The sequence below is a fragment of the Psychrobacter sp. PL19 genome, assembly GCF_017875835.1.
GTDB lineage: Bacteria > Pseudomonadota > Gammaproteobacteria > Pseudomonadales > Moraxellaceae > Psychrobacter.
On sequence record NZ_JAGING010000001.1, the window covers coordinates 82,044 to 98,046 of the forward strand.

The window sequence follows — 16,003 nt, forward strand, 5'->3', positions numbered from 1 at the left end:
ACTTATAAAGCCGATGCTGATACCTTATTAGCTGGCAGTGTTAGTTAGTACGCGTGCATGCAGCTCTACTAGGCCTTCTTGCATACGCTGCTGTAGCAGATTGGTCAGCTCACTTTTTGTATGACCGTTTGGATCTAATGGCGCAAGTGGCAGCACATAAGCAGTCACATTTTTACTATCTAGTACCCGTTTTAGGCTATCTTTCATCGTCTGTTTGCCATAATAAGGTAACTCTTTACTTAAAGTACCATCCTTATTGACGTAGCACAGTACTATCGGCTGAATAGGTACGCTAGCATCTATTGCCGCTTGTAGCAGGGTGCCATGAATCCGTCTCACCTTTGTACCATCTGAGGTCGTTGCTTCAGGGAAAAATATCACCGAATAGCCTTCATTCAAAAAGCTAGTAAGTTGCGTCGATACCGCGCTTACATCACCAGAACCGCGCTGAATGAATAAAGTCCCTGCTGCTTGCACCAGCTTACCAAATATAGGCCAATCCCCAATCTCTGCCTTTGATAAGAAAAACGCCGGACTCACACTACCAGTCACAGGAATATCCATCCATGAGACGTGGTTAGAGACCCAAAGACCATGGTGCTGTGGTACAGGCTCGACTTCAACTATCTTGACCCCAAAGGAGCCGGCCATTTTACGGCAAAAGGTCTGAATATAGCGTGGTAGCTTTTCACGTGGCGGCTGACGAAAGGCGCCGATACGCTGGGCGGTGCGCATGCCGCCAGCAATAGTGGTGGTCATGCCAGCAATTTGTTTGCCGCGGCCTAATTGCTTTTTAAGTGAAAAGCCTGGCTTAGATTGGCTCATCTGCGTCCCTCGTTATTGGATGACTGTGCTGTTTTGCCTATGACGTTAAATCATAAACAAGTTTTATTTGTGGCTAAGAGTTACTTAAAATTACTGTCTTAGAAAATCTTTCATTTAGAAAGTTGTCAGTTTAGAAGGCCACTATCTTAACGAAAAAAACGCGGTAAGTATAACAAAATTCTGTCAGTCAGTGACTATTTGTTCACTCAGTCACGATTAACAGATTGCTATTACCTATTGTTTAGGTAGGCATGGCTTAGCTTATACTTTTTTATCGTCAGAACATCTGATTTTAATGATGATAAACTTAGTAGCAGCCTATTTGCTAATCAGAGCTGTAACATAAAATCATCGCTAATTGTGCCAATACGCTTTAATATCAAGTGATAGGACCTCATATAGATGGTCATCTGAACGCTATTGTTATAATAGATTTTAATGGAATTTATGCATTCACAGTAGCGATTTATTTACTTTATACATAGGTGATACTCTTTGGAATATTTTGGAAGACAAAAAGGTGGCGAACGCGCCATTATAGTACATTTGGACATTCGTCAAATACAAGACCCTGATGATTTGAACGAGTTTGAATTATTGGCAGATTCGGCAGGGGCAGATCGTTTGGCCCTAGTAACTGGCTCACGCTCAAGACCTGATGCCAGATACTTTGTTGGTAGTGGTAAAGCGGAAGAAATCGCTGAACTGGTTCGGGAACACGATGCCGATATTGTTCTTTTTAACCATAGCTTATCGCCATCACAAGAACGTAACCTCGAAGCCTTGGTTAAATGCCGAGTACTCGATCGCACCGGTCTGATTTTGGATATTTTTGCCCAGCGTGCGCGTACTCACGAAGGTAAACTGCAGGTCGAGCTGGCGCAGCTCAATCACTTATCGACACGTTTGGTACGTGGTTGGACGCATTTGGAACGTCAAAAAGGGGGTATCGGCCTGCGCGGTCCTGGTGAGACTCAACTAGAGACTGACCGCCGCTTACTGCAAACACGGGTGATTCAACTCAAATCCAAACTTGATAAGGTAAGACAAACGCGCGCTCAAGGTCGGGCAAGACGCCAAAAATCAGACGTACCGACTATCTCGCTAGTGGGTTATACCAATGCGGGCAAGTCTACTCTGTTTAATCGTTTGGTCGATGAGAATATCTATGCTGCAGATAAATTGTTTGCGACTTTAGACCCCACTTTACGCCGTTTAGATTGGCAAGGTGTTGGCCGAGTGGTACTAGTCGATACCGTCGGTTTCGTACGTCACCTACCGCATGAACTGGTCGAATCTTTTCACGCAACTTTGGAAGAAACGCTAGAGGCAGATCTATTGCTACATGTCATCGATTCCGCCAGTGAAGATATGCATGAGCAAATTCAAGCGGTAAAAGATGTGTTGGCCGAAATTGACAATAATGTGCCAGTACTCAACATCTATAACAAGATTGATTTAACGGATGAGCCCGCCCATATTGGTTATGCAAGCGAGGGTCAACCTAATCGTGTTTATGTCTCTTCTAAAGACAATCTGGGCATGGAAGAGCTGTCATTAGCCGTGCAGCAACTGCTTACCGGTACGCTGACCACCTTTGATTTGACCCTACCTTATAATGCAGGTCAGTTCAAAAACACCTTGTACGAGCTGGGCGTTATTCAAGAAGAGAGCTATGATGATACCGGCCATGAGCGTTTGACCATTCGCTTGCCAAGTGACCGGCTCAGACAGCTATTAGGTCAAGCAGACTTATCGCCACTAGATGTATTGCCTCTCGCACAAGCAACGTTATTGTTGCCGGTTTTAGAACCGTTTGAACAAAAAGATGACAATGCAAAAAGTGAGACAGATGAAGTTGAAGAGCTATTAACTGAAGACGGTTATCTAGCAGAAGAACCAGTGGCTGGCCTTGATTCTGAGCCAAAATCAGCATTGTCTGATCCGCAGGACTAATTGCTTTATTTATCAGTCATTAATCAAAAAATAACTGCTTTAGCCAAATAAAGGGCCATCTGTATTTGCTAGCGCTTAGCCACTACAGATGGCCCTTTACGCTATAATGATTGGCATTAACAATCTTTTCTCAATCAAAACATTGACCGTCATAATACCCTCTAGCTATCAGGTCGGGTTTGTTCGTTTATATATGATGTATATAATCTGCTGAAGGTCACCATTAAAATCAATAACAGTCGTTACCGACTGCTCATTACAGCTGTTTAATTGTCATTATAATAGTCTAAAACATGGTCTTCTGCGCCAATGACGTATACCCTGTGTTACTAAGAATATTAAATTAATATCGCCTTATTGATTATGAACTTGGCAAGGACTGTTTATGAAGCCCACCTCCTTATCCAAACTGCCCGTATGGCTAGCTGTAATCTTAACGCTGATTATGGTAATCCTAGTACGTGAATCAGCAGTCGTTATCTGTCAATTATTAGGCATGGCAAAAGCTGCCAATGTGGTTGGCATGGTAGCGATGTTTTTAATATTAATAACTTGGCGCATGGTCAAAGGCTTACCCATTTGGCTGACCAGGGCCAGTAATATACTATTAGTAGACAGTGGTTTTGCCTTTTTACCAGTATCAGCTGGCGCAGGCTTGCTATTATTTGCCTTAGGTGACGAGCTATGGGGCGTGATATTAACCATGACAATTAGCACGCTAATACCACTGTGGGGCCTAGCGTTACTTTCTAATCGTTGGCTTAGTAATACTGTCGATACTGACACTAAGCGTAAGGGGCAATCATGAGTTTTGATAATGTTATCATTGCCACTATTGCTGCTATCTTGGTGACGTTGGCGGCGCACGTATCTGCTCGCGTTTTAGCAAAAAAGTTATCAGGGCTACCGATGGTAATCACCGCCATCGCACTGGTTGTGTTATTTTTATTTATTCTACAGTGGGACTATAATGAATACTACGACGTTGCTAAGCCGATATTTGACCATCTTTTAGGCTATGTGACCGTCCTGCTGGCCATACCGCTGGCAGCGATGAACTTCAAAGGCCTACCAGTAAAGCGTCTGTCGATAATCGTGTTAATAGCCAGTGTTATTGGTGCCCTATTACCGATGTCGCTCGCTTATCTGTTCTCACTGAGTAATGACACTATATTAGCGTTTGCTACCCGCTCAGTGACCACACCGATTGGTCTGAGTATCGCCAGCCTCATCCAAGCGCCACTGGCTATGGCCAACTTAATCATCATTGTCTCAGGATTAATAGGCGGCACTTTAGCTCGGTTCTTATTCCACGGGGTCAACGATGATCGAGCCAAAGGTTTGGCCTTAGGTTTGGCCGCTCATGCTTTTGGTACAGTAGAAGCATGGCAAATCAGCCATACTGCTGGACGTTATGCCGCCTTTGGCTTGGCCGTTAATGGCTTGGTCACCGCCGTTTGGGTACCTATATTCATCAGCGCGCTTACCTGATCAATCCATTCAACCCAGTATTTTTGCTGGCCTCTAAGAAAACCCCTACAGCCACAGATTCGTCAGCCATAATAAAGCGTAGCCTCTGCTGCGCCGACTTGTGTTGGTAGTATTCTGGGCTGACAATATTCATCTACATAATACTCATTTACACAATATCAATCTGTACAGTATCCCTCTAAACTACAGAGATGATAATGTTAGGGTTTTGATTTATATCAATTTTTTAACCAGTTAAAAGTTAACTGGTCTAGATTTATAGGCAATCAGATGGGGCTAAAATACAATTTATGGTATAGTGAGCAACTATTATCTTTTGTATTTATTGTCAGTGGTTTCTTATTAGACGTGAGTTTTGCCAGTTTTGTATATCAAAACCAGATAGCCTCGTTAACTGCTTTAAAGGCTAAATTAATGCGCCTGTAGGCAAAGAGATTTGCTATTATTCGATAAAAAGTGATACCTCTATGATGACTGTTGCACCCCTATTTTACCGCTGGCTGTCTCCTATCTTATTGACTGCTGTCGCCCTGTCTACTTTGTCTGTTACTGCTCAAGCCGGTAATATGTATATTTATAAAGACAAGGGAGGACAAGTACTGCTCACCAATGTCAGTCCCAGCGGCAACTTTGATAAATTTACTAAAAAAGTAAAAGTCACCTACTATAAAGACTCAAACAATTACGATAGCAGCAGCAACGGCTATAACAATGATAATTATGGCAATAGTAGCGCGAGTAAAAGCGGTAGCCGTAATTCCTATGATGATTATATCCGTACCTCTGCAGAACGTCATGGTGTTGATCCTGGGCTGATGAAAGCCATGATGCACACTGAATCTTCATTCAATCCCAATGCCCGCTCTCCTGTTGGTGCACAAGGCTTAATGCAATTAATGCCAGCGACCGCACGTCGCTTTAAAGTCAGTAATGCCTGGAATCCTGCCGAAAATATCGAGGGTTCAGCCAAGTATATCGCCTGGCTGATGCGCCGCTTTAATAATAACGTCGAGTTTGCCATTGCTGGTTACAACGCTGGTGAAGGTAACGTCGACAAATATAACGGTATTCCCCCTTTTAAAGAGACCCGCAACTACGTCAAAAGTGTCATGAGTCGCTATCATAGCTTGTACAAAAATGACTCAGGGCTATCTAGTCGCGCCACAAGCGCCAGCAATACCGCTACTAATAATGGCATGCAGGCAGTTAGTTATGGGACTATTAACAATAGTGGTAGTGCCAGTTATGCCAACTCAGCTTATGCCGCTTTACGCTAATATTAATGGCTAAAAGCTCAGCGTAAACAGCAGACACAAAAAAGCCCGTTAGATAAATAACGGGCTTTTTTGTGTTTGGTCACTTTATACTTTTGCCACATCGCTTATATTACAGCATTAAATATAAAGCAAACCTACAAGTACCCAATTAGAAACCCTAATCAGCACTTACTTTAAAGACGACTTGAAAACTTACTGGTTAGCTAATGCTTGAGTAGCAGCAACTTCAGCAGCGAAGTCTTCTTGCTTTTTCTCAATGCCTTCGCCGACTTCTAAACGTTTAAAGCCTAGCACTTTTACGCCTTCCGCTTTTAGTACGTCGCCAACTTTTTTCTCGTTGTCCATGACGTATGGTTGACGTAGCAAAGTAACTTCGTCTAGGTACTTACGTAGGCCACCTTCAATCATTTTTTCAACGATGTTATCCGGCTTGCCAGATTCTTTTGCTTTGGCTTCGATGATGTCTTTTTCGCGTGCTAGGACATCAGCAGCAACGTCGTTGTCATCTACCGCAACTGGGTTGAATGCAGCGATATGCATGGCAAGGTTTTTGCCAGTGTCTGCACCACCACCTTCAAAAGAGACGACCACACCAATACGTAGACCATGGCGGTACGCGGCGATATTATTGCCTTCGAGAGTCTCAACGCGACGCAACTGAATGTTTTCACCGATTTTTTGTACTAGTGAGACACGAGCTTCTTCAACGGTTTGACCATCGCCATAAGGCAATTCAGAGATAGCAGCAACATCAGTAGTATTGTTTTCTAATGCAATATTGGCTACTTTTTCTGCAAACGCAGTGAAGCTATTGTCTTTTGCGACAAAGTCAGTTTGACAGTTAACTTCTACTAGGAAGGCTTTATTTTCGCCTTGAACAATAATAATAGCGCCATCAGCAGCAATGTTACCGGCTTTTTTGGCCGCTTTTGCTTGGCCAGACTTACGTAGGTTATCAATGGCAGTTTCGACATCACCGTTTGATTCTTCTAACGCTTTTTTACATTCCATCATGCCAAGACCAGTACGGTCGCGCAATTCTTTTACCATTTTGGCAGATACTTTTACTTCTGTCATAAGAGTTACCTTAGTATTGTTATGTATGGGAGTGCTTAACTTCTATTTGAGATCGTATTGTTGATGTAAACTTAATAAGATTGCTCATCGTCAGCGGATATTTAGAAGAGCTACCGCTATAGATATAGCGCTTGCTATTATAGACGATAATACTCGTCCATTAGCGGCTCGATCACTGATAGCTAATCCATCAACAACAAGGCATGACGAGTAAAACTACATCATGCCTTGTCCGAGATTTTATGCTGTTACTAACGTTATATGGATGCTGATAAGTAAATTATCAAGTCAGCCTTTTGTTTATGACGTTAGGTGCTGAAGCTTATAGGTCAGCTTGTGCTTCTGCTGGTGCTTTTACGGCAGATGCTTCTGCTGACTGTTCGGTAGCAGCTGGTGCTTCTTCAGTAGCTGGTGCTTCTTGCTCAGCAGCAACAGGCGCTTGTTCTGCAGCCTGTTCTTGGTCAGCGCCACCACTTGCTTGAGTTTGTGCATACTCTTTGCCAGCGATAATGGCATCAGCCATAGCAGTGACATATAGGGTCACGGCACGGATAGCATCATCGTTTGCTGGGATGATGTAGTCAACGTTATCTGGGTTAGAGTTAGTATCAACGATACCAATAACTGGGATACCTAGATTTTTGGCTTCTTTAATTGCGATCGCTTCATGATCCACGTCAACGACGAAGATAGCGTCAGGTAGGCCGCCCATGTCTTTGATACCGCCCAATGAACGCTCAAGTTTTTCCATGTCGCGGGTACGCTCTAGCGCTTCACGTTTGGTTAACTTAGCGAAAGTACCGTCTTCTGCTTGTTTTTCAAGCTCTTTTAGACGATTGATTGACTGACGTAGGGTTTTCCAGTTAGTCAACATGCCACCTAACCAGCGATGGTCAACATAAGGCATACCAGCGCGAGCTGCTTGTTCACGGATAACGCCACTGGCTGCGCGTTTAGTACCAACGAACAATACTTTGTTTTTCTTGCTAGCTAGATTGTTTACGTAGTTTAGCGCTTCATTGAAGGCTTTTACGGTGTGCTCTAAGTTAATAATATGAATTTTGTTACGCGCACCAAAGATATATGGACCCATTTTTGGGTTCCAGAAACGTGTTTGGTGACCAAAGTGAGCGCCGGCTTGTAGTAAGTCGCGCATTGCAATTTGAGTTGGATTTTGATTAGCCATGTAAAATTCCTTGGTGTTGGGTTATGCCTCCACATCACAAAAACTGCCTATTCAGCGATACGCATCTGCTGGCGATAAAAGCTTTGCTAGCCTAATACCGTGCTGTCGCAAATTAATCAAGTCGCCGAACACCCAGCAATTTTTTACCATGATGTGTGTGTCATTGGTTGGTTAAAAAAAGAGCTATCGTTTAACTTTCAACTAAATGTTCAAAATCAAACTATAAACCAGATTCTAGAACAGGTTCTAAAACGGATTATAGAAATAGCTGGGCTGTATTTTATCATAAAATCTTTAAGTACTGCCAGTGTTATTATTGCTCATGAGTCTGATATGGATACGGCGAGCAAGGGTAAAACCCTCTACATTACTCAGCATCATCAAGATTCAAATTACGATCGATACGCCAAATCAAGAAACAGCCTAGACTCATCAGCATAAACATAGTAATACCAATTTTGAGTACTGTATTGACCGGAAATAGGTTCAGTAGTAAACCACCAAAGAGACCCACCGAAAACATCAGCGAGCCTTGTAGCGCACTGGCCATACCAGCACGGCGTTTTTGAAACGCCAGCGCAATAGCGGACGCGTTTGGCTGCGTTAAACCGAGACCGGAGATACAAAGGAAGATGCAGATTAATACTAGGGGCAGCCACGCATCACTACCGAAAATAAGACCCAATACAAACAACCCTGCCGAAGCAACGACTTGCATGGCAGCGCCAAAGCGCAATATGCTGAGAATACGGAAACGGTTGGTCAGCCATTGATTGAGCTGGGTCAAAGCTACAAAACCTGCCGCATTCATCCCAAAAATCCAACCAAAATGAGTGGATGAAATACCATAATTATCCATCAATAGCTCAGAGGCTGCACTGATATAGACAAACATCGCGCCCATCAACAAGCCGCCACCAATCGCTGGGTAATTAAAAGTCGGATCTTTTAACAAGTCCCAATATTGACTGAGTACTTCCTTAACTGGGCGGACATTGCGGTTTTCTTCCGTTAGGGTTTCGAAGAAAAATAGCTTAGTCAGTATTAAATTGAGCGTGCCAAAAGCCGCTAAAAACCAGAATATAGAATGCCAGCTAAAGAACCGTAGGAATAATGCGCCAAGCGATGGTGCTAATATTGGTGCCAAGCCCATGACCAGTATCATAATAGAAAACGCTTTTGCGGTTTGTCTAGCAGTGAGGCGATCTCGAATCGCGGCGCGAGTAACGACAGCCCCCACACATGCCCCCAGTGCTTGCAGGGTACGTCCCGCAAACAGCACATATTCATTATTAGTGGTCGCGCAAAGGATGGAGGCGATGACATATAAGGTCATACCAAAATATAGAGGTTTAACACGGCCAATACGATCACTCAATGGACCATAAAACAACTGGCCAAATACCAAACCAACAAAATAGGCAGGCACAGAGTTGGCAATAAAGGCAGTCGGCACGCCGAAGCTGGCGGCCATCTCTGGTAGCGCTGGCAAATACATATCGATAGATAAAGGCCCAACGGCGACAATGAGCCCTAGCATCATAATCCAGGCGACTGGTAGATCTGATGAACGTACACGAGTGGGGGCAGAAGATTGATTGGGCGGGATAGATTTTGGAGCAGACATGTCTCAGACCATTTTATATAAGGGTTATTATTGTTAGTTTTTATTCGCTGATATAATTATAAGCAATATAAGAAAGGAGCGTCATAAAGCAACATCGCATAGACGCGAACGTACAATAGCAGACAGTGTTATATCGTACTGTCTGCTAGCATTTCAACGAGTAGCTGAAGTTCGGTAAGTAGAATTTACGTAAAAGCTACGGTTTCACATCTTTAGATGCACTTAGATTAGTGGAACTGACGTTTTGTAAATAGAGTTCCCGCTGCCTTCGCCTTTTTTACGGCAAGTTTACGGTTACGCCCTAGCATCAATTTTAACTGCCAAGCTTTTTCTTTATATAAGGTAGTTGGTGCTTGCTGATACATGGCATTCACAATACGCTTACTTGCTAGCACTGCATCGGGGGAACGCTGCGCAAACTCAATAGCGAGCTGTTGCGCGTGCTGTAATGGTGATTCGCTACAATGGCTGATAAGACCTAATTTCTGACCTTGCTGTGCATCAATGGTACGGGCACTCATGGCCAACTCTTTTAATACGTCTACGCGCACAACCCCAAGCGCTGACTGGGTTAACCCCATATCAGGGACTAGCCCCCACTTCGCTTCCATAATAGACAGCTTACAATCAGGGCTACTGATACGCACATCGCACGCTAACGCCAGTTGTAAGCCTGCACCGATACAATGCCCTTCTAACACAGCGATAACTGGAATAGGCAGATCTCGCCAGACCAGACAGACTCGCTGAAACAAACTTTGACTCGGCTTAACCAGTTCCCATAATGCATAAGCTTGATTTTTGGGTTGGTTTAGGTCACTTAAATCGACACCCGCACAAAACGTGCCTTCAGCACCATTAATAATGACTGCACGTAGTTTTTTGTCTTTGCAGATACGCCCCGCAACTGCAATCAGCTCATGCATCATCTCAAAACTCATCGCGTTTTTTTTCTGTGGACGATTTAAACTGATGGTCAAGATATCTTGGGTCATACTAACTTGTAGGGTTTGATATTGATAGGCGGCGATAGCGTGCATAACACTCCTTAATAACGGTAAAACGACCATCAAGGTCAATAAAGTGCATAATAAAAGAGAGTCGTCTATAGCAATGTGCTACTGGTATGGTTTTTTGCTTGCTGTTCACAGGCGCGACAGAGGCTGCAAAAAATTCATACCAGCAGCACGGTAGCGTTTTTAAGGTATTTTAACTATACATCTCAAATAAGCACTCATCTCAAATCATTTTCCAAGTCATGTCATTTTCGCTGAGACGATGATACGTTAACTGTGGATAGGGCGACAGATCAAGCAGTTGTAAATTGGTCAGCGCCAGTAGCAAGTCATCATAATAAGGCTCAAGCATAGCAAACTGTGCCGGGGTCGTATGTTGGATATTTAATAAACATTTATCTTCTAAGTTTTGACTGGCTTGGCGCAATTGCGGTACACCCGTATAGCGACTACCCCCTAAGATGCGATGGGCAATTTGCGCCAGCATACTGCGATCACGCGTTTCCCAGGCTTGGGTTAATATCTTTTTTTCATCAACGATAGTATCTAGCATCATAATAATGAGCTTGGCTGCAAGGTCAGGTTTATTGGCTGAGCGAGTCAGCGCGTCTTGCCAGTTTAAGATATCTAACGTATCAATAATATTGGTTTTTGGATAGTCTTCTGTTGGCGGGTAGTTTGATAGTTGACCTTGGTGTTCAGTTAATGATTGTTGTAGATGCTCTTGGTATTGCAAGTTTTCGTAGCGTGGCTGAGTGGTACGCTGCGGTTCGCGGCGGTAATCATCACGAGGCTGACTGTCACGCAGATAGTCATCGCGAATCTTTTTGAGCGACAATGGCCGTGCTGTTTTTTGCTCTGCTTGAAGGTCTACTGGTTTGGTACGGATATCATGATCAACCACCCCATAAGTTAAAACAGCATCAGCATCACTAGCGCCACTAATATTAGTAATAAGTGGCGCTACACTTGGGGATAACGGTCTTTGGGTCACACTATCTGGTGAATTGACCGTTTGCGCTTTGACATCTGAGGCTAATGTGGTCAAGCGCTGAGGAGTCCCCGTGCGTCCCAGCCACTTTTGTAGGACTTGTAGCAACTGCGGTTGGCTAATAGGCTTACCAACATAGTCATCAATGCCGCTGGCCACTAGCTTGTCGCGCTCATCCGCTAAGCCATGCGCGGTCAGAGCAATGATTGGAATACGATTGTCCGTCGCTTCAATTTTACGAATTTGCTCGGCCGCCTCGCGTCCTGACATGCGCGGCATTTGAATATCCATAAAGATTAAGTCGATATTACCATCATCCGCACTCACTTTATATTCAATATTTTCTTCGGTAGTGGATACAGAGTTAGCCGAGGTATTACTGGTTTTTGCACGGGCTTCAGCCTTAGAAACTTGGGTTTTACTTGAAAGACTTTGCTGATTGGTTTTGGCAATTTTTGTATTTTTAGCATGTTGCTTGCTGATTAGTTCAATGGCATCAAAACCGCTATTGGCGGTGATGACTTTAATCCCAAGCTCGCTGAGCAGTGCATCTAGCACTAATAAGTTAGGTAAGTGATCATCAACGGCCAGTACAGTCATTCCTTTCCAGCGCGGTTCTTGTGCTTGGATTGGTGCACTGCGCTTTTGCGTATCAAGCATGGCATAGAGTTGTCGCTTATCTAGAGGCTCATATAATATGTTGGCATGATAGCGGTTGAGCAGTGCTTGATCAGCGGCAACCTGATAACCAAATACCGCCAGCTTGCCTTGATAATGTAGGCGAATTTGTTTGAGCAAGGCCATCATGTCATCTTGAGTATCATCATCAACAATCACCCAATCCCAATAATTACCCTGCTCTTTTAGGGATTCCAACACACCCGGTAAGGAGTTGGCTTGAGTCAGCTTGATAGGTAAATTTTGCAAACTGGCTTTAAGAACCTGTCTAGAAGCCGTGTGATTAATCCATACTAAAACGTGAAACTCATCAGTGTCACTAGCAAGTGGTGCAAGAACGGGCAACGCAATAGTCTGCCCAGTAGCCGCTTCTAACACATCAACATGCGCTGGCATCCGAAACCAAAAGGTCGCTCCTTGATTGGCGATGTTTTCTTGGGCATTATCATAAAAGCCAATATCACCGCCCATCAGCCGCGTCAATTGCTTGGATATAACTAGGCCTAGCCCTGTACCGCCATATTGGCGGGTAATTGAAGGATCGCCTTGGCTAAAGCTTTGAAACAACATTTTTTGGTCAGCGTCCGAGATTCCTTTACCGCTATCTTGAATGCTAATCATCAAATGATTGTCTCGATGATCATCCAGACTAACCCGCACTACCACGTCACCAATATCGGTAAACTTAATCGCATTACCGACAATATTAGTCAATACTTGCTTGAGACGTAGGGCATCACCAACGATACGCATCGGTACATCGTTATAAAACAGCACGGCCATTCGCAGGCCTTTTTCTGCGGTTACTGGCGAGAACATATCGACTACATCATAGATAGTGTCATACAAATCAAATTCATGGCGATCAAGGACCAGTTTGCCCGCCTCAATCTTTGAAAAGTCTAAGACGTCATTAACCAAGGCCAGCAAATGCGCTGAAGACTTACGGATCGTTTGCACATATAAGTCTTGCTCAGGATTGAGCTCTCCATGACGCGCCAGCAGATTGATAAAGCCATCAATACTGTTTAGAGGCGTACGCAGCTCATGGCTGATATTGGCCAAAAACGCAGACTTGGCTTGGCTGGTAGAAATGGCGGCATCTCGTGCGTCGCGGATTGAGATGTTTTGCATTTCCATCTCATCAAAAGCCAAACGAAGGTCATCTTCAGTTTGTTCTGCATGATCGGTAAGCTCTTGAAAACTAACATGCAAGCGGCGTAACGTCTTGACCAAATCTTGCTGCAATAGATTCAGCTCACCATCAGATTCAACCAAAACAGGTTTATATAGATTATCAACATGAGTGCGTTGCAGCTGCAAACGCAGCTCATAAATGGGGGCAATCCAACGTTTGGCATAGATGTTTAGGCTTAACAATAAGATTAAAATAGTGAGCAGACCCGTAATGACCAACGACATCGCGATACGGTAGCGCGCGATATAGAGCGGCTCATTGTCCATATCGACCAACAGCCACAGTTTTTGCCCTTCAAAATTGCCCAACAAACTGCCATAGGCCGTACCGATAGGTGTGGCTTGTTGCGATAAGAAGCTCTGCGACCCATCTATTGAAGGCCAGGTCTCGTTCACACCATAGCCTACGGTAGCCAATACTTGATTGTTGTTCTCGTTGATGATGGCAATACGCTGCACATGCTGCTCAGACTGCATACGGCTGAGCCTGTCGCGAATCGATACCAGAGTGGCAATTGCTCCGCTTGGGGCAACATTTGTACGGGTTAAACCCTCATCGACGATGACCGTACTGGATGGTACAAAGGTCGGTATGCCTCCTAACTCTTCTTCTGAGAGTATTGCACTGCTTAGACTGGCGCCGCGCGCACCCATGTAATTATCAGAGTGTACTTGTGATAACGGTAGGTTCTCGGGTGCTGAGCCCTTCTCAAGTGCCTTTTGACTGGCCGCTGCCATACCGTCAACGATGTTTTGAGCATTTTCCTCATTGGCTTTTGACTGTTGACGCTCTTGCTCAAGCAATGCTGGAATAAGCTCAGTAACCGTCGGTTTATAGCGGATTAAAAATGCCTCTGCTAGAGCTTCTTGCTCGGAATCACTAGCGCGCATGGTCTCATGGAATACTAAAATACCACCAACCGCTGCCAGCACACAAATTGGCAAAAACACCAATAGAATCAACTGACCATAGGCGCTACTGGTATCAAAGCGTTTTTTATTTGCCATGCTAAATTTGAACTCCACTGACGTTTGCGCTACTGCTGACGTTTGCACCACTATTTGCACTACTAGTTTGCACCACTAATAGATATGCTGTTTGTATTCATGTTATACAAGTATGCCATTATTGAGATAATGGTCATCAGCTATTCGATGAGACCTCTGAACGAGACCTCAATAAATGTTTAATGGTCTTGTATACACCTCATCGAACATTATTATAACTCGTTAAATATTAAAACCATGTTAGCAGTATTTATAAATGTAAGTGCTGCCAATGCAATCTAGTAAAAATAAGTGTGCAAATTTGAGAGTTTAGGAACAATGGTCTCCTTAGTCTTACATCAAGTGGCTTGTTTAATAACTTGCTATCAAGCCCGTATATTAACTTTTATATTTGAACCGTTATAGACCGATTAGTGGTGTGCCATTAGTAGTGAATAATAGTGAATTTCGCAAACTAACCTGATTACCCAAATTTTTTAAATCTTCTTCTTTGAGCATTGTCTATTTAGCAATAAACCTTGATGCGATAAGCGCAGCTGAAAACAAAATGATATAATGAGCCAATTTTTATTTGCAGCATAAATAAGTAGCAGTAGTGTTGTATTAAGCAGTCATTTAAAAAACAGTCATTTAAAAAATCAACAAGGATGCCTTATGTCGTCTACGACCCCATCGAACGCCAACTTTATCACTCAAGTCGCTGATCTTGCTGATTGCGTCGGTCAGACGCCATTAGCTAGATTACATCGTTTGCCAGAACAAGAGCAAATCAGCAATGGGGCGCAACTTTTAGCCAAGCTTGAAGGCAATAACCCCGCCGGCTCTGTTAAAGATCGTGCTGCTTTTAATATGATCTATCAAGCAGAACAGCGCGGCGAGATTAAGCCCGGCGATACTCTGATTGAAGCGACCAGTGGTAATACTGGCATTGCACTAGCGATGGTAGCCGCCATGCGGGGTTATCCAATAACGCTGTTGATGCCGACCAACTCCACCCAAGAGCGTAAAGATGCGATGGTTGCCTATGGTGCGACCTTAATCGAAGTCGACGAAGGCATGGAAGTAGCACGGGACTTAGCATTAAAGATGCAAGCTGATGGCTTAGGGGTGGTATTAGACCAGTTTAATAATCCTGATAACAGACGAGCACATTACTTAACCACCGGTCCAGAGTTATGGCAGCAAACCGATGGTAAGATTACTCATTTTATTAGTTCAATGGGCACTACAGGCACGATTACTGGGGTATCTCAGTATCTAAAAGAACAAAACCCAGCGGTTAAAATTATTGGTCTCCAGCCTGATGAAGACGCATCAATCGCGGGTATCCGCCGCTGGCCGGCAGCTTATATGCCGGGTATCTATGACGCAGATTTGGTCGATGAAATTATGGATATTAATCAGTATACTGCTGAGGTTTATATGCGTAAATTGGCCAAAAACGAAGGTATTTTTGCCGGAGTGTCATCGGGCGCTGCCACATGGGCTGCTATACAGGTTGCTAAAGCCAATCCTAATGCGGTTATTGCCTTTATTGTCTGCGACCGCGGTGATCGTTATTTATCGACTGGATTATATAATGTCGATGATAGCCTTGATGATACTATTTTTTGAGAACAGTATTTTTGAAGGTGCTGTTCTTGATATCGGCAGTAACGACAGTGCTCAATCAGC

Annotated in this window: 11 protein-coding genes; 5 read left to right on the plus strand and 6 right to left on the minus strand. The window is 43.8% G+C overall.

Going from position 1 to position 16,003, the window contains the following annotated elements; genetic code table 11:
• Positions 1-27 precede the first annotated feature (27 nt).
• Positions 28-825, minus strand: coding sequence for a lysophospholipid acyltransferase family protein (locus H4W00_RS00325; RefSeq protein WP_209955357.1), 798 nt, complete (start codon positions 823-825; stop codon positions 28-30).
• Between the two features lie 495 nt (positions 826-1,320).
• Between H4W00_RS00325 and hflX the strand changes: the two genes are divergently transcribed.
• From hflX to H4W00_RS00345, 4 genes are all read left to right on the plus strand, one after another.
• Positions 1,321-2,781, plus strand: a complete 1,461-nt coding sequence (hflX, locus tag H4W00_RS00330) for a ribosome rescue GTPase HflX (RefSeq protein WP_209955359.1) — start codon at positions 1,321-1,323, stop codon at positions 2,779-2,781.
• Positions 2,782-3,166: 385 nt separating this feature from the next.
• On the plus strand, positions 3,167-3,589 hold the full coding sequence (locus H4W00_RS00335) for a CidA/LrgA family protein (RefSeq protein ID WP_209955362.1): 423 nt from the start codon (positions 3,167-3,169) through the stop codon (positions 3,587-3,589).
• Complete coding sequence (locus tag H4W00_RS00340; RefSeq protein WP_209955364.1) at positions 3,586-4,272, plus strand: LrgB family protein; 687 nt, start codon at positions 3,586-3,588, stop codon at positions 4,270-4,272. Before H4W00_RS00335 ends, H4W00_RS00340 begins: the two co-directional genes overlap by 4 nt.
• Positions 4,273-4,739: 467 nt before the next feature.
• Complete coding sequence (locus H4W00_RS00345; protein ID WP_209955366.1) at positions 4,740-5,549, plus strand: lytic transglycosylase domain-containing protein; 810 nt, start codon at positions 4,740-4,742, stop codon at positions 5,547-5,549.
• A 192-nt stretch (positions 5,550-5,741) separates the two neighbouring features.
• Here H4W00_RS00345 and tsf read toward each other — a convergent pair whose 3' ends face one another.
• From tsf to H4W00_RS00370, 5 genes are all read right to left on the minus strand, one after another.
• Complete coding sequence (gene tsf / locus H4W00_RS00350; RefSeq protein ID WP_209955368.1) at positions 5,742-6,626, minus strand: translation elongation factor Ts; 885 nt, start codon at positions 6,624-6,626, stop codon at positions 5,742-5,744.
• 322 nt (positions 6,627-6,948) lie between these two features.
• Positions 6,949-7,812, minus strand: a complete 864-nt coding sequence (gene rpsB / locus H4W00_RS00355) for a 30S ribosomal protein S2 (protein WP_209955370.1) — start codon at positions 7,810-7,812, stop codon at positions 6,949-6,951.
• A 367-nt stretch (positions 7,813-8,179) separates the two neighbouring features.
• The gene (locus H4W00_RS00360; protein WP_209955373.1) at positions 8,180-9,439 is read right to left on the minus strand and encodes a multidrug effflux MFS transporter; all 1,260 of its coding nucleotides are present in this window, start codon (positions 9,437-9,439) and stop codon (positions 8,180-8,182) included.
• A 227-nt stretch (positions 9,440-9,666) separates the two neighbouring features.
• On the minus strand, positions 9,667-10,479 hold the full coding sequence (locus H4W00_RS00365) for a crotonase/enoyl-CoA hydratase family protein (protein WP_209955375.1): 813 nt from the start codon (positions 10,477-10,479) through the stop codon (positions 9,667-9,669).
• 199 nt (positions 10,480-10,678) lie between these two features.
• On the minus strand, positions 10,679-14,329 hold the full coding sequence (locus tag H4W00_RS00370; RefSeq protein WP_334684826.1) for an ATP-binding protein: 3,651 nt from the start codon (positions 14,327-14,329) through the stop codon (positions 10,679-10,681).
• Between the two features lie 654 nt (positions 14,330-14,983).
• On the opposite strand from H4W00_RS00370, the gene cysM reads away from it, so the two are divergent.
• Positions 14,984-15,943: a cysteine synthase CysM gene (gene cysM / locus H4W00_RS00375; RefSeq protein ID WP_209955377.1), complete on the plus strand. Its 960-nt coding sequence runs from the start codon at positions 14,984-14,986 to the stop codon at positions 15,941-15,943.
• The last annotated feature ends 60 nt before the right edge of the window (positions 15,944-16,003 follow it).

Bases quoted from the DNA above. Each gene is read 5' to 3' on its own strand.
- H4W00_RS00325 (WP_209955357.1), bottom strand. From the start codon at position 825: ATGAGCCAATCTAAGCCAGGCTTTTCACTTAAAAAGCAATTAGGCCGC.
- H4W00_RS00335 (WP_209955362.1), top strand. From the start codon at position 3,167: ATGAAGCCCACCTCCTTATCCAAACTGCCCGTATGGCTAGCTGTAATC.
- H4W00_RS00340 (WP_209955364.1), top strand. From the start codon at position 3,586: ATGAGTTTTGATAATGTTATCATTGCCACTATTGCTGCTATCTTGGTG.
- H4W00_RS00345 (WP_209955366.1), top strand. From the start codon at position 4,740: ATGATGACTGTTGCACCCCTATTTTACCGCTGGCTGTCTCCTATCTTA.
- tsf (WP_209955368.1), bottom strand. From the start codon at position 6,626: ATGACAGAAGTAAAAGTATCTGCCAAAATGGTAAAAGAATTGCGCGAC.
- rpsB (WP_209955370.1), bottom strand. From the start codon at position 7,812: ATGGCTAATCAAAATCCAACTCAAATTGCAATGCGCGACTTACTACAA.
- H4W00_RS00360 (WP_209955373.1), bottom strand. From the start codon at position 9,439: ATGTCTGCTCCAAAATCTATCCCGCCCAATCAATCTTCTGCCCCCACT.
- H4W00_RS00365 (WP_209955375.1), bottom strand. From the start codon at position 10,479: ATGCACGCTATCGCCGCCTATCAATATCAAACCCTACAAGTTAGTATG.
- H4W00_RS00370 (WP_334684826.1), bottom strand. From the start codon at position 14,329: ATGGCAAATAAAAAACGCTTTGATACCAGTAGCGCCTATGGTCAGTTG.
- cysM (WP_209955377.1), top strand. From the start codon at position 14,984: ATGTCGTCTACGACCCCATCGAACGCCAACTTTATCACTCAAGTCGCT.